Source organism: Pseudomonas fluvialis, assembly GCF_014207935.1.
Classification (GTDB): domain Bacteria; phylum Pseudomonadota; class Gammaproteobacteria; order Pseudomonadales; family Pseudomonadaceae; genus Aquipseudomonas; species Aquipseudomonas fluvialis_A.
In genome coordinates, this window is record NZ_JACHLL010000001.1 from 976,616 (window position 1) to 995,214 (window position 18,599).

At 64.7% G+C, this 18,599-nt stretch carries 21 protein-coding genes; 14 read left to right on the plus strand and 7 right to left on the minus strand.

The features are described 5' to 3' along the window. Positions 1 to 128: 128 nt before the first annotated feature. Together trpA and trpB are read right to left on the minus strand one after the other, a co-directional pair. A complete protein-coding gene (trpA, locus tag HNP49_RS04510; RefSeq protein ID WP_184680954.1) occupies positions 129 to 938 on the minus strand; it encodes a tryptophan synthase subunit alpha in 810 nt (269 codons plus the stop codon). Then, complete coding sequence (gene trpB / locus HNP49_RS04515) at positions 935 to 2,164, minus strand: tryptophan synthase subunit beta (RefSeq protein ID WP_184680956.1); 1,230 nt, start codon at positions 2,162 to 2,164, stop codon at positions 935 to 937. Before trpB ends, trpA begins: the two co-directional genes overlap by 4 nt. A 135-nt stretch (positions 2,165 to 2,299) precedes the next feature. Here trpB and HNP49_RS04520 point away from each other — a divergent pair, with 135 nt between their 5' ends. The 3 genes from HNP49_RS04520 (at position 2,300) to HNP49_RS04530 (ending at position 3,806) form a co-directional block, all read left to right on the plus strand. Continuing rightward, the gene (locus tag HNP49_RS04520) at positions 2,300 to 3,187 is read left to right on the plus strand and encodes a LysR family transcriptional regulator (protein WP_184680958.1); all 888 of its coding nucleotides are present in this window, start codon (positions 2,300 to 2,302) and stop codon (positions 3,185 to 3,187) included. Between the two features lie 60 nt (positions 3,188 to 3,247). Then, on the plus strand, positions 3,248 to 3,463 hold the full coding sequence (locus HNP49_RS04525) for a dodecin (RefSeq protein WP_184680960.1): 216 nt from the start codon (positions 3,248 to 3,250) through the stop codon (positions 3,461 to 3,463). A gap of 118 nt (positions 3,464 to 3,581) precedes the next feature. Beyond that, positions 3,582 to 3,806: a DUF1161 domain-containing protein gene (locus HNP49_RS04530; RefSeq protein ID WP_184680961.1), complete on the plus strand. Its 225-nt coding sequence runs from the start codon at positions 3,582 to 3,584 to the stop codon at positions 3,804 to 3,806. A 48-nt stretch (positions 3,807 to 3,854) separates the two neighbouring features. On the opposite strand, the gene HNP49_RS04535 is transcribed toward HNP49_RS04530, so the two are convergent. Beyond that, positions 3,855 to 4,274 carry a hypothetical protein gene (locus HNP49_RS04535; protein ID WP_184680963.1) on the minus strand — a complete coding sequence of 140 codons (420 nt, stop codon included), beginning with the start codon at positions 4,272 to 4,274 and terminating at the stop codon, positions 3,855 to 3,857. 63 nt (positions 4,275 to 4,337) lie between these two features. Here HNP49_RS04535 and HNP49_RS04540 point away from each other — a divergent pair, with 63 nt between their 5' ends. Beyond that, positions 4,338 to 5,372 carry an aminopeptidase gene (locus HNP49_RS04540; RefSeq protein ID WP_184680965.1) on the plus strand — a complete coding sequence of 345 codons (1,035 nt, stop codon included), beginning with the start codon at positions 4,338 to 4,340 and terminating at the stop codon, positions 5,370 to 5,372. Here the strand turns inward: HNP49_RS04540 and HNP49_RS04545 are convergent. Both HNP49_RS04545 and HNP49_RS04550 read right to left on the minus strand, forming a co-directional pair. Further along, positions 5,369 to 6,514, minus strand: coding sequence for a response regulator transcription factor (locus tag HNP49_RS04545; RefSeq protein ID WP_184680966.1), 1,146 nt, complete (start codon positions 6,512 to 6,514; stop codon positions 5,369 to 5,371). The two genes, HNP49_RS04540 and HNP49_RS04545, sit on opposite strands and share 4 nt — an antisense overlap. Positions 6,515 to 6,652: 138 nt before the next feature. Next, positions 6,653 to 7,186 (minus strand): gamma carbonic anhydrase family protein, encoded by a 534-nt coding sequence (locus HNP49_RS04550; RefSeq protein WP_184680968.1) that lies wholly within the window; start codon positions 7,184 to 7,186, stop codon positions 6,653 to 6,655. A gap of 89 nt (positions 7,187 to 7,275) precedes the next feature. Between HNP49_RS04550 and prlC the strand changes: the two genes are divergently transcribed. The 3 genes from prlC to HNP49_RS04565 all read left to right on the plus strand — a co-directional run bounded on the left by prlC (position 7,276) and on the right by HNP49_RS04565 (position 10,746). Beyond that, the gene (gene prlC, locus HNP49_RS04555) at positions 7,276 to 9,324 is read left to right on the plus strand and encodes an oligopeptidase A (RefSeq protein ID WP_184680970.1); all 2,049 of its coding nucleotides are present in this window, start codon (positions 7,276 to 7,278) and stop codon (positions 9,322 to 9,324) included. Then, positions 9,321 to 9,578 (plus strand): YheV family putative zinc ribbon protein, encoded by a 258-nt coding sequence (locus HNP49_RS04560; RefSeq protein WP_184680972.1) that lies wholly within the window; start codon positions 9,321 to 9,323, stop codon positions 9,576 to 9,578. The genes prlC and HNP49_RS04560 overlap by 4 nt, the downstream gene beginning before the upstream one ends. Positions 9,579 to 9,687: 109 nt before the next feature. Further along, positions 9,688 to 10,746 (plus strand): PA0069 family radical SAM protein, encoded by a 1,059-nt coding sequence (locus tag HNP49_RS04565; RefSeq protein ID WP_184680974.1) that lies wholly within the window; start codon positions 9,688 to 9,690, stop codon positions 10,744 to 10,746. A 10-nt stretch (positions 10,747 to 10,756) separates the two neighbouring features. Here HNP49_RS04565 and HNP49_RS04570 read toward each other — a convergent pair whose 3' ends face one another. After that, positions 10,757 to 11,407, minus strand: coding sequence for a hypothetical protein (locus tag HNP49_RS04570; protein ID WP_184680976.1), 651 nt, complete (start codon positions 11,405 to 11,407; stop codon positions 10,757 to 10,759). A gap of 373 nt (positions 11,408 to 11,780) precedes the next feature. On the opposite strand from HNP49_RS04570, the gene coxB reads away from it, so the two are divergent. Genes coxB through HNP49_RS04590 form a run of 4 tightly spaced genes read left to right on the plus strand, consistent with a single transcriptional unit; the run spans position 11,781 to position 15,956 of the window. Then, positions 11,781 to 12,905, plus strand: a complete 1,125-nt coding sequence (gene coxB / locus HNP49_RS04575; RefSeq protein ID WP_184680977.1) for a cytochrome c oxidase subunit II — start codon at positions 11,781 to 11,783, stop codon at positions 12,903 to 12,905. 5 nt (positions 12,906 to 12,910) lie between these two features. Then, positions 12,911 to 14,494 carry a cytochrome c oxidase subunit I gene (gene ctaD / locus HNP49_RS04580; protein ID WP_184680979.1) on the plus strand — a complete coding sequence of 528 codons (1,584 nt, stop codon included), beginning with the start codon at positions 12,911 to 12,913 and terminating at the stop codon, positions 14,492 to 14,494. A 12-nt stretch (positions 14,495 to 14,506) separates the two neighbouring features. Continuing rightward, positions 14,507 to 15,055: a cytochrome c oxidase assembly protein gene (locus HNP49_RS04585; RefSeq protein WP_184680980.1), complete on the plus strand. Its 549-nt coding sequence runs from the start codon at positions 14,507 to 14,509 to the stop codon at positions 15,053 to 15,055. A 13-nt stretch (positions 15,056 to 15,068) separates the two neighbouring features. Then, positions 15,069 to 15,956, plus strand: coding sequence for a cytochrome c oxidase subunit 3 (locus HNP49_RS04590; protein ID WP_184680982.1), 888 nt, complete (start codon positions 15,069 to 15,071; stop codon positions 15,954 to 15,956). Between the two features lie 10 nt (positions 15,957 to 15,966). Here HNP49_RS04590 and HNP49_RS04595 read toward each other — a convergent pair whose 3' ends face one another. Next, the gene (locus tag HNP49_RS04595) at positions 15,967 to 16,170 is read right to left on the minus strand and encodes a twin transmembrane helix small protein (protein WP_184680984.1); all 204 of its coding nucleotides are present in this window, start codon (positions 16,168 to 16,170) and stop codon (positions 15,967 to 15,969) included. 76 nt (positions 16,171 to 16,246) lie between these two features. On the opposite strand from HNP49_RS04595, the gene HNP49_RS04600 reads away from it, so the two are divergent. The 3 genes from HNP49_RS04600 to HNP49_RS04610 are packed head-to-tail and all read left to right on the plus strand — an operon-like array spanning position 16,247 to position 18,588. Next, positions 16,247 to 16,975 (plus strand): SURF1 family protein, encoded by a 729-nt coding sequence (locus HNP49_RS04600; RefSeq protein WP_184680986.1) that lies wholly within the window; start codon positions 16,247 to 16,249, stop codon positions 16,973 to 16,975. Beyond that, entirely contained in the window at positions 16,950 to 17,525 is a 576-nt protein-coding gene (locus HNP49_RS04605; protein WP_184680987.1) for a hypothetical protein, read from the plus strand. Before HNP49_RS04600 ends, HNP49_RS04605 begins: the two co-directional genes overlap by 26 nt. Positions 17,526 to 17,535: 10 nt before the next feature. Then, positions 17,536 to 18,588, plus strand: a complete 1,053-nt coding sequence (locus HNP49_RS04610) for a heme A synthase (protein ID WP_184680989.1) — start codon at positions 17,536 to 17,538, stop codon at positions 18,586 to 18,588. The last annotated feature ends 11 nt before the right edge of the window (positions 18,589 to 18,599 follow it).

Below are 18,599 nucleotides of genomic sequence, written 5' to 3' on the forward strand. Positions count from 1 at the left end.
CAGGCCGTTGGTCTGCCTGGGTGGCGGTGCCGACCAGTGGCTTCGTGCCACTGGCTCTTTGCTACGCCGAGCCAAAACAAAAAAGGCCAATCATAGGATTGGCCTTTTCGGTCACGCCTGGGTGCTGCTTACTGGCGGGCGTTGCGCACGCCTTCTGCCAGTTCGCGGCACAGGCTGAGTACGCCGTCGATGGCCTGGGCCGGCGACTCGGCCTTGGCGACCTGATCGACCAGCGCCGAGCCAACCACCACGCCATCGGCGCGGCGCGCCACGTCGGCGGCGTGCTCGGGGGTGCGGATGCCGAAACCGATGCACAGTGGCAGGTCGGTATGGCGACGCAGGCGGGCGACGGCCTGCTCGACGTGGTCCATGGTCGCCGCGCCGGCACCGGTCACGCCGGCCACCGAGACGTAGTAGACGAAGCCCGAGCTGCCGTTGAGCACGACCGGCAGGCGCGCATCGTCGGTGGTCGGCGTGGTCAGGCGGATGAAGTCCAGACCGGCGGCCTGAGCCGGGTCGCAAAGGTCTTCGTTGTGCTCCGGCGGCAGGTCGACGACGATCAGGCCATCGACGCCAGCGGCCTTGGCTTCTTCGATAAAGCGTGGCACGCCGTAGTGGTGGATCGGGTTGAAGTAGCCCATCAGCACCAACGGGGTCTCGCTGTTGCCGGCGCGGAATTCGCGGACCATCTGCAGGGTCTTGATCATGTCCTGGTGGCCGCCAAGGGCGCGGATGTTGGCCAGCTGAATGGCCGGGCCGTCGGCCATCGGGTCGGTGAACGGCATGCCCAGTTCGATCACGTCGGCACCGGCGACCGGCAGTCCTTTCAGGATGGATAAAGACGTGGCGTAGTCCGGATCGCCAGCGGTGACGAAGGTGACCAGGGCGGCGCGGTTCTGTTGTTTCAACGCGGCGAAGCGGCTCTGTAGGCGGCTCATGCGTGTTGCTCCTGCTCGGCTTGTTGCTGTTCTGCTTGCATGTAGTGCATGACGGTTTGCATGTCTTTGTCGCCACGCCCGGACAGGTTGACCACCATCAGGTGATCCTTGGGCAGGGTCGGTGCGCGCTTGAACACTTCGGCCAGGGCGTGGGCGCTTTCCAAGGCGGGGATGATGCCTTCCAGGCGGCAGCACTTGTGGAAGGCTTCCAGGGCTTCGTCGTCCTTGACCGAGCAGTACTCGACGCGGCCGATTTCATACAACCAGGCGTGTTCCGGGCCGATGCCAGGGTAGTCGAGGCCGGCGGAAATCGAGTGGGCGTCGATGATCTGGCCATCGTCGTCCTGCAGCAGAAAGGTGCGGTTGCCGTGCAGCACGCCCGGTACACCGCCGTTCAGGCTGGCGGCGTGCTTGCCGGTGGCGATGCCGTGACCGGCCGCTTCGACGCCGACCATCTGCACGCTGGCTTCATCCAGGAACGGGTGGAACAGGCCCATGGCATTGGAGCCACCGCCGATGCAGGCCACCAGGCTGTCGGGCAGACGACCTTCCTTCTCGAACAGTTGCTCGCGGGTTTCCTTGCCGATGATGGCCTGGAAGTCGCGCACCATCGCCGGGTACGGATGCGGGCCGGCTACGGTGCCGATCATGTAGAAGGTGCTGTCGACGTTGGTCACCCAGTCGCGCAGGGCTTCGTTCATGGCGTCCTTCAGGGTGCCGGTGCCGGCGACGACCGGGATCACGGTGGCGCCCAGCAGCTTCATGCGGAACACGTTGGCCTGCTGGCGGTCGATGTCGGTGGTGCCCATGAAGATCACGCATTCCATGCCGAAGCGCGCGGCCACGGTGGCGGTGGCCACGCCGTGCATGCCGGCGCCGGTCTCGGCGATGATGCGTTTCTTGCCCATGCGTTTGGCCAGCAGGATCTGGCCGATGCAGTTGTTGATCTTGTGCGCGCCGGTGTGGTTCAGCTCTTCACGCTTGAAGTAGATCTTCGCGCCGCCGCAGTACTCGGTCAGGCGCTCGGCGAAATACAGCGGGTTGGGCCGGCCGACGTAGTCGCGCTGGAAGTACGCCAGCTCCTCGATGAAGGCTGGGTCGGCCTTGGCCGCTTCGTACTCGTGGGCCAGGTCGTGGATCAGCGGCATCAGGGTTTCGGCGACGTACTGACCGCCGAAGTGGCCAAACAGGCCCTTGGCGTCAGGGCCATTGCGCAATGAAGTCATGAGGGTGCTCCCAGGCGTGCTGTCCTCCCCGCATCGGCAGAGAGGGTGGGTGGACAATGGCGCCATTCTACCCCTGGCCGCTGCCCTGAAAAGCGATTAGATTGCGCTGACCTGTCAGGAAAACTCACCAATAGCATGAGCCGAGAACTGCCCCCGCTGAATGCCCTGCGCGCCTTTGAAGCCGCTGCCCGCCTGCAGAGTGTCAGTCAGGCCGCGGAGGAACTGAGCGTCACCCATGGCGCCGTGAGCCGACAGATACGTGCGCTGGAGGAACAGCTTGGCCTGGCCTTGTTCGTCAAGGAGGGTCGTGGCGTAAAACTCACCGATGCCGGCCTGCGCCTGCGCGATGCCGCCTTCGATGCCTTCGAGCGTCTGCGCAGTACCTGTGCCGACCTGCGCCGGCAGAGCGAAGATGCCCCCTTCGTGCTGGCCTGCCCCGGCAGTCTGCTGGCGCGCTGGTTCATTCCGCGGCTGGATCGCCTCAACCGCGAGTTGCCGGAGCTGCGTCTGCAGCTCTCGGCCAGCGAGGGCGAGCTGGACCCGCGTCGCCCTGGGGTGGATGCCACCCTGTGCTTTGCCAGCCCGCCGTGGCCGGCGGACTTGCAGGTGTACGAGCTGGCGGCCGAGCGCATCGGCCCGGTGTTCAGTCCGCGTCATGCGCGGGCTACCGAGCTGGTTCAGGCGCCAGCCAGTGCCCTGCTGGGCGAAGCGTTGCTGCACACCGTGTCGCGCCCGCAGGCCTGGCCGCAGTGGGCGGTCAGCCAGGGGTTGGGGGGGGGGCCGTTACAGCTGGGGCAGGGCTTCGAGCATCTCTATTACCTGCTGGAGGCGGCGATGGCCGGGCTTGGCGTGGCGATTGCCCCGCAGCAGCTGGTGGCCGATGACCTGGCGGCTGGTCGTCTGCTGGCACCCTGGGGTTTCACCGCCACCGGCGGGCGCCTGGCGCTGTGGGTGCCGGGCCGCCGCAGCGATCGCCGAGCCGAGCAACTGGCCGCCTGGCTGGCCCGCGAGCTGCGTGACTGACCGGCTGAGATGATGCTTCTCGACTAGGCTTGCGGGTACACCCCGCAACGGAGAACGCTCATGTCGGACCATCGCACCTACAAGAAAATCGAAGTCGTCGGCTCTTCCACCGTCAGCATCGAGGATGCCATCAACAACGCCCTGGCCGAGTGCGCCAAGTCCGTGCGCAACATGGACTGGTTCGAGGTCACCGAAACCCGTGGGCATATCGTCAACGGCAAGGTGGCGCACTATCAGGTCGGCCTGAAGATCGGTTTCCGCATCGCCGACAGCTGATTGGCCGGCCGAGTGGTCGGCTGTTGTCGATGGCCGGCCATCAGGCGGTCATCTCAGGCGAGCTAGACTGGCACTGCCGCCTGTCGCGGCAGCATTCACGCAACGAAGGAGCGTACGCATGAAACAGGCATTCTGGGCTGTGGGGTTGATGATGGTGGCCGGTCAGGCACTGGCGGCGCCCAAGCCCTGCGAGGAACTCAAGGCTGAAATCGAAGCCAAGCTCAAGGACAAGGGCGTTGCCGCCTACAGCCTGGAGATCGTGGCCAAGGGCAGCGTGACCGACAAGACCGTGGTCGGCAGCTGCGAGGCCGGTAGCAAGGAGATTGTCTACCAGCGCCAGTAACGCCCTGTAGACATGACAAAGGCCGGACCTGTTCCGGCCTTTGTCGTTTCAGTAGCTGCCGCAGCGCAGCACCTGGGCACGGCCCAGCACCTGACCCTGCGCATCGCGCAACCAGGCCTGGGCGCGGTAGCCGGCGATGGGGCGGGCGTCGATACGGTAGCGCTGGCCGGCGGCAAAGTGCTCATAGGTCACGCGCAGCTGGCAGGTGATCCACTCCGGCCCGCCGCCTGGGTCGCTCAGGCCGCCGCCTCCCGGGCGCTCGAACTGATAGCGCAGGAGCAGTTCGTGGGCGCCGGGCGCCATCTGGAAATAGCGGCCATCGCGCAGGTCGCGGCGGTCCAGCTCATCGGCCATCAGCACCTGACCAGGTTCTGGCCGCAGGTCGATCCAGACCTGCTGCGGATCGACGGCCGGCAGTGGCGTGGCACAGCCGGTCAGTAGCAGGAGAGAAACAATCACAGCGCGCATGGTGCTAGCCTCCAAGGATTACGATCTAGCCTAACGCTAAAGCGCCCTTCTGTAGTGCTGCCGATGAAAACTGCCCTACTCCTGTTCAGTCTGTTGCTGCTCACGGCCTGTAGTCAGCTGCGCGATCTGCCGCATCTGGCGGCCGGGCAGTGGCAGCTGTTGCATGAGCGTCAGGCTGTGCCCAACCTGCTCGCCGACCCGGCACAGCCCGCTGCGCTCAAGGCGCGTTTGCGCGAGGCGGCGCTCGCCCGGGATTTCGCCAGTCGGCGGCTGGCCCTGCCGGACAATGGCAGCTACCGCAGTTATGTCGAACTGGGCCGGCCCTATGTGGTGTGGAATCTGTTCGCCAGCCCGGAGTTTTCCCTGCAGCCGCTGACCCACTGCTTCCCGCTGGCCGGTTGCGTGGCCTACCGTGGCTACTTTGCGCCGGGCCGGGCGCGGGGGGCGGCGGCGCTGCTCCGACAGCAGGGCTGGGATACCGCGGTGGTCGGTATCGAGGCCTATTCCACCCTGGGCTGGTTCGACGACCCGCTGCTCAGCAGCATGCTCCGCCGCAGCGACGCCGAGCTGGCCGGGCTGATATTCCACGAGCTGGCGCATCAGCAGTTCTACCTGCCCGGCGATACGGCCTTCAACGAATCCTTTGCCCGCTTCGTCGAACTGGAGGGGCTGCGCCAGTGGCGTGAGCAGCGCGGTCTGCCTGCCGCCGACGGTCGCCTGGAGCGTCAGCGCGAGCAGTTCACCGCGCTGCTGCTGGCCAGTCGTGGGCGCCTGGAGACCCTCTATGCGCAGACGTTGTCGGCACCCGCCATGCGACAGGCCAAGCAGGCCGAGTTTGCCCGGCTGCGCCACGACTACCGTCAGCTACGTGACCAGCAGTGGCAGGGCGACCGCCGCTTCGATGCCTGGATCAACGCGCCACTGAACAATGCCCGCCTGTTGCCCGTGGGTCTTTACGAACAGTGGCTGCCGGCCTTTGCCAGGCTGTTTGCGCAGAGTGATGGTGACTGGCCGCGCTTTTATGCAGCTGTCGCACGACTGGCCAAGCAGCCGGCGGCAGAGCGTCAGGCACAGCTATTAGTGCTGATTGAGCCCTAACGTTCGAGGGTCTGGGCCACGCTGCTGAGCAGTTGTTGGAATAGCTGGTCCTGCTCGGCGGCGCCGCGGAACAGGGTATGGATGCGGTCGCTGGAGTCGGCCAGCAGGGTCATCAGGCGCTGCTCCTCGTTGCCGGTCAGGCACAGCTGGGAGAACTCCAGGTTGAGGGTGTCGAGCATGGCCTGCAGCTCCTCGGTGCTGCGTTTGGTCACCTCCAGCTTGGCCTGCTCCATCTCGGCGATCATCTGCTGCAGCACGCTGGCCGTGGTCTGGATGCGGATGGCCCGCTCCAGAGAACGCAGCTCGTTGATCATCGCCAGGGTGCGGGCTTCCAGGCCGTTGGCGATGTAGCAGATATGGTCCTTGAGGATGCCGTAGCGCATCGGATCGTCGACCGGCATGTTGCGGATCAGCACGGCGACATGGGCGTAGTTGAGGATGGTGCGCGAGCCGAAATCGGAAATGCGCCCCAGATGTCGGGAGTTCTCCAGCACTTCCTGCTCGATGGGTCGGCGCAGGTTGTCGTCGAAGAAGAAGGCCATGCCGCGGTCGTGGAAAATACCCATGCTGGCGTGCAGGCCGAATTCATTGAATGTGCGCAGCGTCAGCGCAGCCAGTGCGGCGAAATCCTCGCAGGCAAAACCATATTCCATGTACTGCAGGATGCGGCCCAGTTCGGCGTTCAGGGTCATCGACTGGAAGGCGATCTGCGAGGACTGGCTGAGCTGCAAGCGCATGGCCGAGTTGTCGCGCAGCTGGCTCTCGACCCGCTTGAGGCGAACGGCCAGGGCTTCTGGGCTGATCGGCAGGTGCACATAATCATCGGCGCCACAGGAAAAGGCGCGCATGCAGTCCGGCTCGGTGCCGTTGCTGACCAGGAAGAAGATCGGCGGGCGGGCACTGCCATCGCGCTTCGGCAGTTGGGCCAGGCGCTGTTCGTAGTCCGGGCAGCGCTCATCGACCAGGATCAGCTGGCATTCGGCCGCGTCGGCGTCACCCAGGCGTACGCCGTGATCCTCCAGGCCGAGCCGCCAGAAAGCCTCATGCTCGCTGGCGGCAATCAGATGGATGTGTAGTGGCGCCACTTCGACCGTGGTGCTGTCTGCGCCGAGGTCGTCATCCCACAAGTCGATGCCTGACATGGTTCTTCCTTGCTCCGCGGTGAGGGTGCGAAGAGCGTCCAGGCCGCGCGCGCCAAGGGCTGCGCTGCAACCGCGACGGATATGCTGCAAGCGTAGAACAAGAATCCTGTTTGCCCAGTCAGGCGTGTGCGCCGGTGATCAGCTCTCGGCCAGGTAGCTGTCCTTGAGGCGCACGTAGTTGGCCGCGCTGTAGGTGAAGAAGGCCTTTTCCTTGTCGCTCAGCGCCCGCGCCTGCTTCACCGGACTGCCGACATACAGGTAGCCGCTGTACAGAGTCTTGCCCGGCGGCACCAGGCTGCCGGCGCCGAGCACCACATCGTCCTCGATCACCGCGCCGTCCATGACGATGGCGCCCATGCCGATCAGCACCCGGTTGCCTACACGGCAGCCGTGCAGCAGCGCCTTGTGGCCGATGGTCACGTCATCGCCGATGGTCAGTGGCCAGCCGTCGGCATTGAAGGGGCCGGCGTGAGTGATGTGCAGCACGCTGCCATCCTGCACACTGCTGCGCTGACCAATTCGGATCCGGTGCATATCGCCGCGGATTACCGCCAGCGGCCACACCGAGCTGTCGTCGCCAAGGCTGACATCGCCGATGACCACGGCCGAGTCGTCGATGAACACCCGCTCGCCGAGGCTGGGTGTCATGTCCTGAAAAGGTCTAATGGCCACGATAGCGATCTCCAAAGGAAGGTAGGCGGCTGATTGTAATAAGATGCGCGCATCCGGCGCTGCCGCGCCCATCCGTACAAGGTGCCATCGTGACTGCGATCAATCCGCTGCTGCAAGACTTCGACCTGCCGCCCTACTCCCTGATCAAGCCCGAGCATGTCGAGCCGGCGATCGACCAGATCCTCGCCGACAACCGTGCCGCCATCTCTGCGCTGCTGGAAACCCAGCAGAACAACCCGAGCTGGAGCGGTCTGGTGCTGGCGCTGGATGAGCTGAATGCGCGCCTGGGCCGTGCCTGGAGCCCGGTCAGCCACCTCAATGCCGTGTGCAACAGCGCCGAACTGCGCGCCGCGTACGAGGCCTGCCTGCCCAAGCTGTCCGAGTTCTGGACCGAGATGGGGCAGAACAAGCCGCTGTTCGAGGCCTATGAGGCGCTGGCCAAGAGCCCGGCCGCCGAAGGTTTCGAAGTGGCGCAGAAGACCATCCTCGAACACGCCCTGCGCGACTTCCGCCTGTCCGGTATCGACCTGCCGCCGGCCGAGCAGCAACGCTACGGCGAGATCCAGATGAAGCTGTCCGAGCTGACCAGCCGCTTCTCCAACCAGTTGCTCGACGCGACGCAGGCCTGGACCAAGCACATCACCGACCAATCCCAGCTCGCCGGCCTGCCGGATTCGGCCAAGGCGCAGATGGCCCAGGCCGCCAAGGCCAAGGAGCTGGACGGCTGGCTGATCAGCCTGGAATTCCCCAGCTACTACGCGGTGATGACCTACGCCGACGACCGTGCCCTGCGCGAGGAGCTGTACGCCGCCTACTGCACCCGCGCCTCCGATCAGGGGCCGAATGCCGGTCAGTTCGACAACGGCCCGCTGATGGAGCAGATCCTCGACCTGCGCCAGGAGTTGGCCCGCCTGCTCGGCTTTGCCCACTACAGCGAGCTGAGCCTAGCCAGCAAGATGGCCGAGAATACCGAGCAGGTGCTGCACTTCCTGCGTGATCTGGCCGTGCGCAGCAAGCCGTTTGCCCAGCGCGATCTGCAGGAACTGAAAGCCTTTGCTGCGGAGCAGGGCTGCGCCGATCTGCAGAGCTGGGATGTCGGCTACTACAGCGAGAAGTTGCGCCAGCAGCGCTACAGCATCTCCCAAGAGCAGGTGCGCGCCTGGTTCCCGATCGACAAGGTGCTGTCCGGCCTGTTCGCCATCGTGCAAAAGCTCTACGGCATCGAGATCGCGGAGCTGTCCGGCTTCGACAGCTGGCATCCGGATGTGCGCCTGTTCGAGATCCGTGAGAACGGCCAGCATGTCGGGCGCTTCTTCTTCGACCTCTACGCCCGGGCCAACAAGCGCGGCGGCGCCTGGATGGACGGCGCGCGCGACAAGCGCCGCTCGGCTGCCGGCGAGCTGATCAGCCCGGTAGCCAATCTGGTGTGCAACTTCACTCCCGCAGTGGAAGGCCAGCCGGCACTGCTGACCCACGACGAGGTCACCACCCTGTTCCACGAGTTCGGCCACGGCCTGCACCACCTGCTGACCCGCATCGAGCATGCCGGCGTGTCCGGCATCAACGGCGTGGCCTGGGATGCGGTCGAGCTGCCCAGCCAGTTCATGGAGAACTGGTGCTGGGAGCCGGAAGGTCTGGCGCTGATCTCCGGCAATTTCGAGAGCGGCGAGCCACTGCCCAAGGACCTGCTGGACAAGATGCTGGCGGCGAAGAACTTCCAGTCCGGCCTGATGATGGTGCGCCAGCTGGAGTTCTCGCTGTTCGACTTCGAGCTGCACGCCACCCACGGCGACGGTCGCAGCGTGCTGGACGTGCTGGATGGCATCCGCGATGAAGTGGCGGTGATCCGCCCGCCGGCCTTCAACCGCTTCGCCAACAGCTTCGCGCACATCTTCGCCGGCGGTTACGCGGCCGGTTACTACAGCTACAAGTGGGCCGAGGTGCTCTCCGCCGATGCCTTCTCGCTGTTCGAGGAGCAGGGTGTGCTCAACCCCGAAACCGGCCGTGCCTTCCGCGAGGCTATTCTGGCCCGTGGCGGCTCGCAGGAAGCCATGCGCCTGTTCGTTGACTTCCGTGGCCGCGAGCCGTCCATTGATGCGCTGCTGCGCCACAGCGGTCTGAGTGAGGAGGCGGCATGAGCCAGCCGAAGAAGCGCTTCATCGCCGGCGCCGTGTGCCCGGCCTGCAGCGAGATGGACAAGATCCAGATGTGGGACGTGGACGGTGTGCCACACCGCGAATGCGTGGCCTGTGGCTTCTCCGACACCCTGGATGCCCAGGGCAACTCGGTGCCGCGCGAGGTGCCGACCCGGGTCAACAAGGTGGCGGCCAAGCCGGCGGCACCCAAGGGTCAGACCGTGCAGTTCTTCCCCAATCCCAAACTGAAAAAATAGCAGGGAGCTATTTTTAACGTCGTCCACCGCTGGCTTGTTGATTCGGCGATGGGCTGTCGTTCTCGATAAATAACTGTATATTTAAACAGTATTTTTTCGAGGGCTGCCCATGTCCGTTTCTCTGCCGCCGCGCGGTCGCGGTACCGCCAGCAACCCGCACAACCGCTTTGCCGCCCAGCGTATCATCGCCAGCGATGACGGCTGGTATCAGGAAGTGCCGCCCAGTCGCGCTACCGAGGTGCGGGCGGAGACGGCCAAGACCATCATTACCCGCAACCAGTCGCCGGACCTGCCTTTCGACCGCTCGCTCAATCCCTACAGGGGCTGTGAGCATGGCTGCATCTACTGCTATGCGCGGCCCAGCCACGCCTACTGGGACCTGTCGCCGGGGCTGGATTTCGAGACCCGGCTGATCGCCAAGACCAACGCGGCCGCCGTGCTCGAACAGCAGCTAAGCAAGCCCGGCTACGTGCCGGCGCCGATCAACCTGGGGGCCAACACCGACCCCTACCAGCCCATCGAGCGCCAGCAGCAGCTGACCCGGCGCTGCCTGGAGGTGCTGCTGCGCTACCGCCATCCCGTCACCATCGTCACCAAGGGCGCGCTGATCCTGCGAGACCTCGACCTCTTGAGCGAGCTGGCCGAGCGTCACTTGCTGCGGGTCTATATCAGCCTGACCACGTTGGACGATGAGTTGAAGCGCATCCTCGAACCGCGCGCCGCCGCCCCCAGCGCGCGTCTTCGCACGATCCGCGTGCTGCGCGGCGCCGGGGTGCCGGTGGGCGTGCTCTGTTCGCCGATGATTCCGCAGATCAACGACTGCGAGCTGGAGAGCCTGCTGGAGTCCGCCAAGGGCGCGGGTGCCCGATCGGCGCGCTACATGCTGCTGCGTCTGCCGCGCGAGGTGGCGCCGCTGTTCGAGGAATGGCTGCAGGCCCATTACCCGCAACGCGCGGCCCATGTGCTCAGCCTGATCCGCCAGAGCCGTGGCGGCGAGTTGTATGACAGCCGCTTTGGCGCACGTTTCACCGGCGAAGGTGTGTTTGCCGAACTGCTGCAGCAGCGCTTTGCCGTGGCCTGCAAACGGCTGGGCCTCAACCGCCGCCCGGAGCCGGAGCTGGACTGCAGCGCTTTCGCGCCGCCGGGCGGTCAGTTGTCGCTGCTCTGAACGGTGTGGATCAGGCCCGCTGGCGATTGAGCTGCAGTTCGACGCCCAGCTCGCGTGACAGGCAGGGCCAGCGCTTCCACGCCGACACGGTGTGCGGGTTGGCCAGGCGCTCGCGGTAGGCCTGCACCGAAGCGCGCTGGAAGATGGCCTCGTTGAGCAGGCCGTCGACGGCATGGTGCACGGCTTCATCGAGCTGGTTGGCAAAGGGCTCGCCGATCAGCTGGTGGGCAATCAGATTGGCCATGGTGGTGTCCAGCGGAATCAGCACCTGACCGAGATGGCTGATGTAGCGGTCGTTGACCTCCTCGACCAGGCGATGGGCGAGGTAGGCCTCATCGAGCAGGGCATTCAGACCCTGATGGCCTTCGAGCAGAGCGGGTGGCTGGATGAAGAAGGTTTCCGCCACTTTCAGCACCGGCAGGATCTGCTCATGGATGCCGGCCTCCTCGGCCACGCTGGCGGCGGCTTCGAGCATCTCCGGAACCTGATCGATATAGGCCGCGACGAAGCGCGCCATTACCGTCAGGGCATCCACGTCCGGTAGCTGAATGGCCGGATGCAGGCGCTCCAGCTGGGCTTCCAGCTGTTGCCGCAGGAGGCCGTTGGCGGCTTCGTGCTGGTGAGCGTGCTGGATCAGGGAACGGAGAGCAGCGGTATTCATGACGGCTCCTGCACAAGGACATGACGGATAAATGAAGAAAACAAGAAGACCTTAGTCGCTCTCCATTTAAGACCAAGAATTAATCTTCATAAGACAGAAGTTTTTCCAAAGGCGAGCTGCTTCACGCTTGGCCATAAATTGGCCGTGCTTAGTGCGGCGTGGCTTACAGCCATTCTGTTACCTGTTTCAGGAAAAAAGTTGCTTACTGCGGCGCCCTGTCGCAGGGCCTGTCTATACTCCCCCTCGATGGGCTTTACCTGGAACCCCGATTGAGTGCTCCGTGAGAGTACGGCGATTCTGGTCAGTGGTATGGGCTGCCGTTCCCGCGCGCGACTCAAGTCGGCGATAAAACAAGAACAATGGGGAACTCGCGATGATGCGACATCCACGTGTATGGATGGCTTCACTGCTATGCCTTGTGTTTGCACCTGCCCATGCAGAATGGGCAGTAAACATGTCTCCCGGGGCCACCGAAGTCAGTCGCTCCGTCTTCGATCTGCACATGACCATCTTCTGGATCTGTGTGGTCATCGGTGTGGTGGTGTTCGGCGTCATGTTCTGGTCGATGCTGATCCACCGTCGCGCCAGCGGCCAGCAGCCGGCCCACTTCCATGAAAGCACCACGGTGGAGATCCTCTGGACCATCGTGCCGCTGGTGATTCTGGTGGTGATGGCGATACCGGCGACCAAGACCCTGATAGACATCTACGACACCAGCGAATCAGAACTGGATATCCAGATCACCGGTTACCAGTGGAAGTGGCACTACAAGTACCTGGGTCAGGACGTGGAGTTTTTCAGCAATCTGGCCACGCCCAGTGCGCAGATCCACAACAAAACAGCCAAGGATGAGCACTACCTGCTGGAGGTCGACCAGCCGCTGGTGATTCCGGTGGGCACCAAGGTGCGCTTTCTGGTCACCGCTGCCGATGTGATCCATTCCTGGTGGGTGCCGGCGCTAGCGGTGAAGAAGGACGCCATTCCCGGCTTCGTCAACGAGTCCTGGACACGCATCGACACGCCCGGCATCTACCGCGGCCAGTGCACCGAGCTGTGCGGCAAGGACCACGGCTTCATGCCGGTGGTGGTCGAGGTCAAGTCGAAGGAAGACTTTTCCAAGTGGCTGGCCGAGCGCAAGCAGGCTGCCCTGGCCGAGAAGGAGCTGACCAGCAAGGTCTGGACTCTGGACGAGCTGGTGGCGCGTGGCGAAAAGGCCTACCAGACCAACTGTGCCTCCTGCCACCAGCCGACCGGCGAAGGCCTGCCACCGATGTTCCCGCCACTCAAGGGTTCGAAGATCGCCACCGGCCCGGCGGCCGGGCATATCGGCATCGTCGTCAACGGCAAGGCGGGCACGGCCATGGCGGCTTTCGGCAAGCAGCTGTCGGAAGTCGATATCGCCGCGATCATCACCTACGAACGCAACGCCTGGGGCAACAAGGTGGGTGACATGGTCACGCCCAAGGACATTGTCGCGTTCAAAAAGGCTCAGGAGTAACGGACATGAGTGCAGTGATCGACCACGGTCATACTGACCACGCCCATGGCCCGGCCAAGGGCCTTATGCGCTGGGTGCTGACCACCAATCACAAGGACATCGGCACGATGTACCTGTGGTTCAGCTTTGCCATGTTCCTGCTTGGCGGGTCCATGGCCATGGTGATCCGCGCCGAGCTGTTCCAGCCCGGCCTGCAGATCGTGCAGCCGGAATTCTTCAACCAGATGACCACCATGCACGGCCTGATCATGGTCTTCGGCGCGGTGATGCCGGCCTTCGTCGGCCTGGCCAACTGGATGATTCCGCTGATGATTGGCGCGCCGGACATGGCCCTGCCGCGGATGAACAACTTCAGCTTCTGGTTGCTGCCGGCCGCCTTCGGCATGCTGGTCAGCACTCTGTTCAGTGAAGGCGGCGGGCCCAACTTCGGCTGGACCTTCTACGCGCCGCTGTCGACCACCTATGCGCCGGAGTCGGTGACCTTCTTCATCTTCGCCGTGCACCTGATGGGCATCAGCTCGATCATGGGGGCGATCAACGTGGTCGCCACCATCCTCAACCTGCGTGCCCCCGGCATGACCCTGATGAAGATGCCGCTGTTCGTCTGGACCTGGCTGATCACCGCCTTCCTGCTGATCGCGGTGATGCCGGTGCTGGCAGGTTGCGTGACCATGATGCTGATGGACATCCACTTCGGCACCAGCTTCTTCAGTGCGGCCGGCGGTGGCGATCCGGTGCTGTTCCAGCATGTGTTCTGGTTCTTCGGCCACCCCGAGGTGTACATCATGATCCTGCCGGCCTTCGGCGCCGTCAGCTCGATCATACCGGCCTTCGCGCGCAAGCCGCTGTTCGGCTACACCTCGATGGTCTATGCGACGGCGAGCATCGCCTTCCTGTCGTTCATCGTCTGGGCGCACCACATGTTCACCGTGGGTATTCCTCTCACCGGCGAGCTGTTCTTCATGTACGCCACCATGCTGATCGCCGTGCCGACCGGGGTGAAGGTGTTCAACTGGGTGTCGACCATGTGGCAGGGCTCGATGACCTTCGAGGCGCCCATGCTGTTTGCCGTGGCCTTCGTCATCCTGTTCACCATCGGCGGCTTCTCCGGGCTGATGCTGGCCATCGCCCCGGCGGACTTCCAGTACCACGACACCTACTTCGTGGTCGCGCACTTCCACTACGTGCTGGTGCCCGGCGCGATTTTCGGCATCTTCGCCTCGGCCTACTACTGGCTGCCCAAGTGGACCGGGCACATGTACGACGAGACTCTGGCCAAGCTGCATTTCTGGATGAGCTTCATCGGCATGAACCTGGCGTTCTTCCCGATGCACTTCGTCGGCCTGGCCGGCATGCCGCGGCGCATCCCCGACTACAACCTGCAGTTCGCCGACTTCAACATGGTGTCGTCGGTGGGCGCCTTCACTTTCGGGGCGACCCAGTTCCTCTTCCTGTTCATCGTCATCAAGTGCATCCGTGGCGGCAAGCCCGCCCCGGCCAAGCCCTGGGATGGCGCCGAAGGGCTGGAGTGGACAGTGCCTTCGCCGGCGCCTTACCACACCTTCAGCACACCGCCGGATGTGAAGTAGGGAGGCGCGGCCATGGCCCAGGGCATGAGCACCCGCCAACTGATCCAGCGCCTGTTGCTGCTGGTGCTGGTGATGTTCGGTTTCGGCTTTGCCCTGGTGCCGATCTACGAGGTCATGTGCCAGGCCTTCGGCATCAACGGCAAGACCGCCGGCGCCTATCAGGGCGAGCAGACGGTGGACGAGGCGCGCCAGGTGCGGGTGCAGTTCCTCGCCACCAATGCCGCCGACATGGTCTGGGAGTTTCAGCCACTGGCCGATGAGGTCGCGGTGCATCCGGGGGCGGTGAGCGAGATGCGGTTTGTCGCCTTCAACCCCACCGACAAGCCGATGACTGCCCAGGCCATTCCCAGCGTGGCGCCGTCCAAGGCCGCGGCCTTTTTCCACAAGACCGAATGTTTCTGCTTTACCCAGCAGGTGCTGCAGCCGGGCGAGCGCATCGAGATGCCGGTGCGTTTCATCGTCGACCGCGACCTGCCCGCGGATGTACGCCACCTGACGCTGGCCTACACCCTGTTCGATATCACTGCGCGGAAACCGCCTGTCCCCGTGGCAGGACGATAAGGAGAAGCATGCTATGTCGACTCACGAGCAGTACTACGTTCCCGCCCAGAGCAAGTGGCCGATCATCGCCACCCTGGGCATGCTGTTTTCCGTCTACGGCCTGGGCACCTGGTTCAACGACCTCAAGGCCGACCGAGCCGAATCCAACGGCCCGCTGATCTTCTTCATCGGCGGTCTGTTCCTCGCCTACATGCTGTTCGGCTGGTTCGGCAACGTGATCCGCGAGAGCCGTGGTGGCCTGTACAGCGCGCAGATGGACCGCTCGTTCCGCTGGGGCATGAGCTGGTTCATCTTCTCCGAGGTGATGTTCTTTGCCGCCTTCTTCGGCGCCCTGTTCTACGTGCGCACCTTCGCCGGGCCTTGGCTGGGTGGTGAGGGTGCCAAGGGCATCGCCGAGATGCTCTGGCCGAACTTCGATTACACCTGGCCGCTGCTCAATACCCCCGACCCCAAGCTGTATCCGGCACCCAAGGGCATCATCGATCCGTGGCATCTGCCGCTGATCAACACCATCCTGCTGGTCACCTCCAGCTTCACGGTGACCTTCGCCCACCACGCGCTGAAGAAGAACCACCGCACGGCGCTCAAGGCCTGGCTGGCGCTGACCGTGCTGCTGGGCGCGTCGTTCCTGGTGCTGCAGGTCGAGGAGTATGTGCACGCCTACACCGAGCTGGGCCTGACCCTCGGCTCGGGCATCTACGGCGCCACCTTCTTCATGCTCACCGGCTTTCACGGTGCCCACGTAACGCTCGGCGCGATCATCCTCACGGTGATGCTGATCCGCGTGCTCAAGGGGCATTTCACGGCGGATCAGCACTTCGGTTTCGAGGCGGCCAGTTGGTACTGGCACTTCGTCGATGTGGTCTGGTTGGGCCTGTTCGTTTTTGTCTATGTGCTCTGAGCGGGGGGGCTCACCAGGTGGCGTGGCTGACCAGTTGGCCGCTGTAGAAGCCCCAGGCGATCAGCGCCAGGGTGATGGCAGTGAGACACACCCGCACCGTCAGGGCATTGACCAGCCGGGAGCCCTGGCCGGCATCGCGAACCAGAAACACCAGGCCACTGAACAGGCTGATCACGGTGGCCAGCAGCATCAGGACAATCGCCAGCTTGAGCATGGTGGTGACTCCGGGGGAAGGACATGCGGGTAAACGGCAGTATAGGCAGTGGCACGCAGCAGCCAGGGGGGCGGGCATGAACGGCTTTCGTCCCGGTCTGGCGCCGACCGTGCTGGTGCTGTTGATGCTGCCGCTGCTGATCGGTCTGGGTGTGTGGCAACTGCAGCGTGCCGAGGAAAAGCGCCAGTTGCTCGCCGCCGAGGCGCTTCAGCGCGAGGCCCCGGCTCAGCCGCTGAGTCAGTTGGAAGAGCTGGCCGATCCCGCGTTTCGCCAGGTACGCCTGCACGGCCGCTTCGACGACCGGCATGCCCTGTTGCTGGACAGCCGCATTCGCCACGGTCAGGTAGGTGTCGAGCTGCTGCAACCCTTCTATGACCAGGCCAGCGGCCTGTGGCTGCTGGTCAACCGCGGCTGGCTGCCCTGGCCCGATCGCCGCCAGACGGTGCAGTTCAGCACCCCCGATCAGGAGCTGGACCTGACCGCCTGGGTCTACCGTTCCCCGGGCGAGCCGCTGCAACTGTCGGCCACGCCCTCGCGTGACTGGCCCCGGCTGATCAACCGGGTCGAGGCTCGCGCCCTGTGGAGCGAATTGGGGCGCGCCGGCTGGCCCTATGAACTGCGTCTGAATCCCGGTCCGGCTGCTTATGCAGTGGACTGGCCCATCGTGGCCATGGGCCCGGAAAAACACCTCGGCTATGCCGTGCAGTGGTTTGCCCTGGGCCTGGCACTCATCCTTCTCTATAGCTACCTCGGCTGGCGCCGAGCGCAGGAGCTTGCCCATGTCGCACAGTCTGACGCTGTCTGAATCCTCCTCGCCGCGGGTGGGCCGCGGGCGTTTGCAGTTGCTGCTGATCCTGGCGGTGGTAATCGGCCCGATGCTGCTGGCCTCGGCCATGTACCACTGGCGCTTCTGGGTGCCGGAAGGGCGCAGCTACCACGGCGAGCTGATCGGCGGCGCCCTGAGTCGGGCCGATCTCGGCCTGCCGGTGCTGGAGGAAAGCCGCTGGCAGCTGCTGGTCACGGCGCCGGGCGAGTGCGCGGCAGATTGCCAGCAGCTGGTCTACCTGGCGCGGCAGATCCATATCGGTCTGGGTCGTGAAGCGGCGCGGGGCGCTCATGCACTGGCGACCGGGAGTACCCCGGAGGATTTCGCCGCCCAGCTGGCGCGGGAATACCCGCAACTGCAGCGCTTCACCCTGGCGGCGGACCGCTATCCGGCCGAGCGGGGCCAGGCGGCCCAGCTGTGGATCGTCGATCCCCACGGCAACCTGGTGCTGCGCTATGACGCCGATGCCAATGGCAAACAGGTGCTGACCGACCTGCGCCTGCTGCTCAAGCTCTCCAACATCGGCTGAGGAGTCCGCCATGGCCAAACCGGGATTCCGCCTGGCCCTGTTTGCCACGCTGCTGGCGGCCGTGGTGGTGCTGCTGGGCGCCTACACCCGCCTGACCCACGCCGGCCTCGGCTGTCCGGACTGGCCGGGCTGCTACGGTTTCATCGGCGTGCCGATGAGCGAGCACAAGCAGAGCCTGGCTGAGGCACGCTTCCCCGAGGCGCCCGTTGAGGTGGAAAAGGGCTGGAACGAGATGGTCCACCGCTATTTTGCCGGCAGTCTCGGCCTAGTCATTCTAGGCCTGGCGGTGCAGGCGCTACGCCGCCGGGGCGAACCCGGACAGCCGTTGAAACTGCCGCTGCTGCTGCTCGGCGTGGTCATTGCCCAGGCCGCTTTCGGCATGTGGACTGTGACGCTCAAGCTGTGGCCGCAGGTGGTCACCGCGCACCTGCTGGGTGGCTTTACCACCCTTTCGCTGCTCTTCCTTCTCACCCTGCGCCTGTCCGGCGCGCTGCCGGTGCTGCCCGGCATTCCCCGGCGCCTGTGCGGGCTGGCGGCGCTGGCACTGGCCCTGGTGATCGGGCAGATCGCCCTGGGCGGCTGGGTCAGCTCCAACTACGCGGCGGTGGCCTGCGTCGACCTGCCCACCTGCCATGGCGAGTGGCTTCCGGCGATGGACTTTGCCAACGGCTTCCACCTGACCCAGCACATCGGCCCCAACTACCTCGGTGGCCAGCTCGACAGCGAGGCACGCACCGCCATCCACATGAGCCACCGGCTTGGCGCCCTGCTGGTCACGCTGCTGGTGCTGGTGCTGGCCTGGCGCCTGCGGGCTGCCGGCCAGGGCCGGCTGGCCGCTGTGCTGGTGCTGGCTCTGGCTACCCAGGTCAGTCTGGGCATCAGCAATGTGCTGCTGCATCTGCCGCTGGCCGTGGCGGTGGCACACAACGGCGGCGGCGCTGTCCTGCTGCTGGTGCTGGTGCTGATCAATTACCGCCTGCGTGGCGTTGCCGCGTTCGCGAGCGCTGCTCGCGAATCCGCCGACGTCCCGGTTGCCGCCGGCCTGGTCCAGACCGGCAAATAACGATAAGGAGA

Excerpts from the sequence above, each read along its gene's own strand:
- trpA (WP_184680954.1), bottom strand. The coding sequence starts at position 938 with ATGAGCCGCCTACAGAGCCGCTTCGCCGCGTTGAAACAACAGAACCGC.
- trpB (WP_184680956.1), bottom strand. The coding sequence starts at position 2,164 with ATGACTTCATTGCGCAATGGCCCTGACGCCAAGGGCCTGTTTGGCCAC.
- HNP49_RS04520 (WP_184680958.1), top strand. The coding sequence starts at position 2,300 with ATGAGCCGAGAACTGCCCCCGCTGAATGCCCTGCGCGCCTTTGAAGCC.
- HNP49_RS04525 (WP_184680960.1), top strand. The coding sequence starts at position 3,248 with ATGTCGGACCATCGCACCTACAAGAAAATCGAAGTCGTCGGCTCTTCC.
- HNP49_RS04530 (WP_184680961.1), top strand. The coding sequence starts at position 3,582 with ATGAAACAGGCATTCTGGGCTGTGGGGTTGATGATGGTGGCCGGTCAG.
- HNP49_RS04535 (WP_184680963.1), bottom strand. The coding sequence starts at position 4,274 with ATGCGCGCTGTGATTGTTTCTCTCCTGCTACTGACCGGCTGTGCCACG.
- HNP49_RS04540 (WP_184680965.1), top strand. The coding sequence starts at position 4,338 with ATGAAAACTGCCCTACTCCTGTTCAGTCTGTTGCTGCTCACGGCCTGT.
- HNP49_RS04545 (WP_184680966.1), bottom strand. The coding sequence starts at position 6,514 with ATGTCAGGCATCGACTTGTGGGATGACGACCTCGGCGCAGACAGCACC.
- HNP49_RS04560 (WP_184680972.1), top strand. The coding sequence starts at position 9,321 with ATGAGCCAGCCGAAGAAGCGCTTCATCGCCGGCGCCGTGTGCCCGGCC.
- HNP49_RS04565 (WP_184680974.1), top strand. The coding sequence starts at position 9,688 with ATGTCCGTTTCTCTGCCGCCGCGCGGTCGCGGTACCGCCAGCAACCCG.
- HNP49_RS04570 (WP_184680976.1), bottom strand. The coding sequence starts at position 11,407 with ATGAATACCGCTGCTCTCCGTTCCCTGATCCAGCACGCTCACCAGCAC.
- coxB (WP_184680977.1), top strand. The coding sequence starts at position 11,781 with ATGATGCGACATCCACGTGTATGGATGGCTTCACTGCTATGCCTTGTG.
- ctaD (WP_184680979.1), top strand. The coding sequence starts at position 12,911 with ATGAGTGCAGTGATCGACCACGGTCATACTGACCACGCCCATGGCCCG.
- HNP49_RS04585 (WP_184680980.1), top strand. The coding sequence starts at position 14,507 with ATGGCCCAGGGCATGAGCACCCGCCAACTGATCCAGCGCCTGTTGCTG.
- HNP49_RS04590 (WP_184680982.1), top strand. The coding sequence starts at position 15,069 with ATGTCGACTCACGAGCAGTACTACGTTCCCGCCCAGAGCAAGTGGCCG.
- HNP49_RS04595 (WP_184680984.1), bottom strand. The coding sequence starts at position 16,170 with ATGCTCAAGCTGGCGATTGTCCTGATGCTGCTGGCCACCGTGATCAGC.
- HNP49_RS04600 (WP_184680986.1), top strand. The coding sequence starts at position 16,247 with ATGAACGGCTTTCGTCCCGGTCTGGCGCCGACCGTGCTGGTGCTGTTG.
- HNP49_RS04605 (WP_184680987.1), top strand. The coding sequence starts at position 16,950 with ATGTCGCACAGTCTGACGCTGTCTGAATCCTCCTCGCCGCGGGTGGGC.
- HNP49_RS04610 (WP_184680989.1), top strand. The coding sequence starts at position 17,536 with ATGGCCAAACCGGGATTCCGCCTGGCCCTGTTTGCCACGCTGCTGGCG.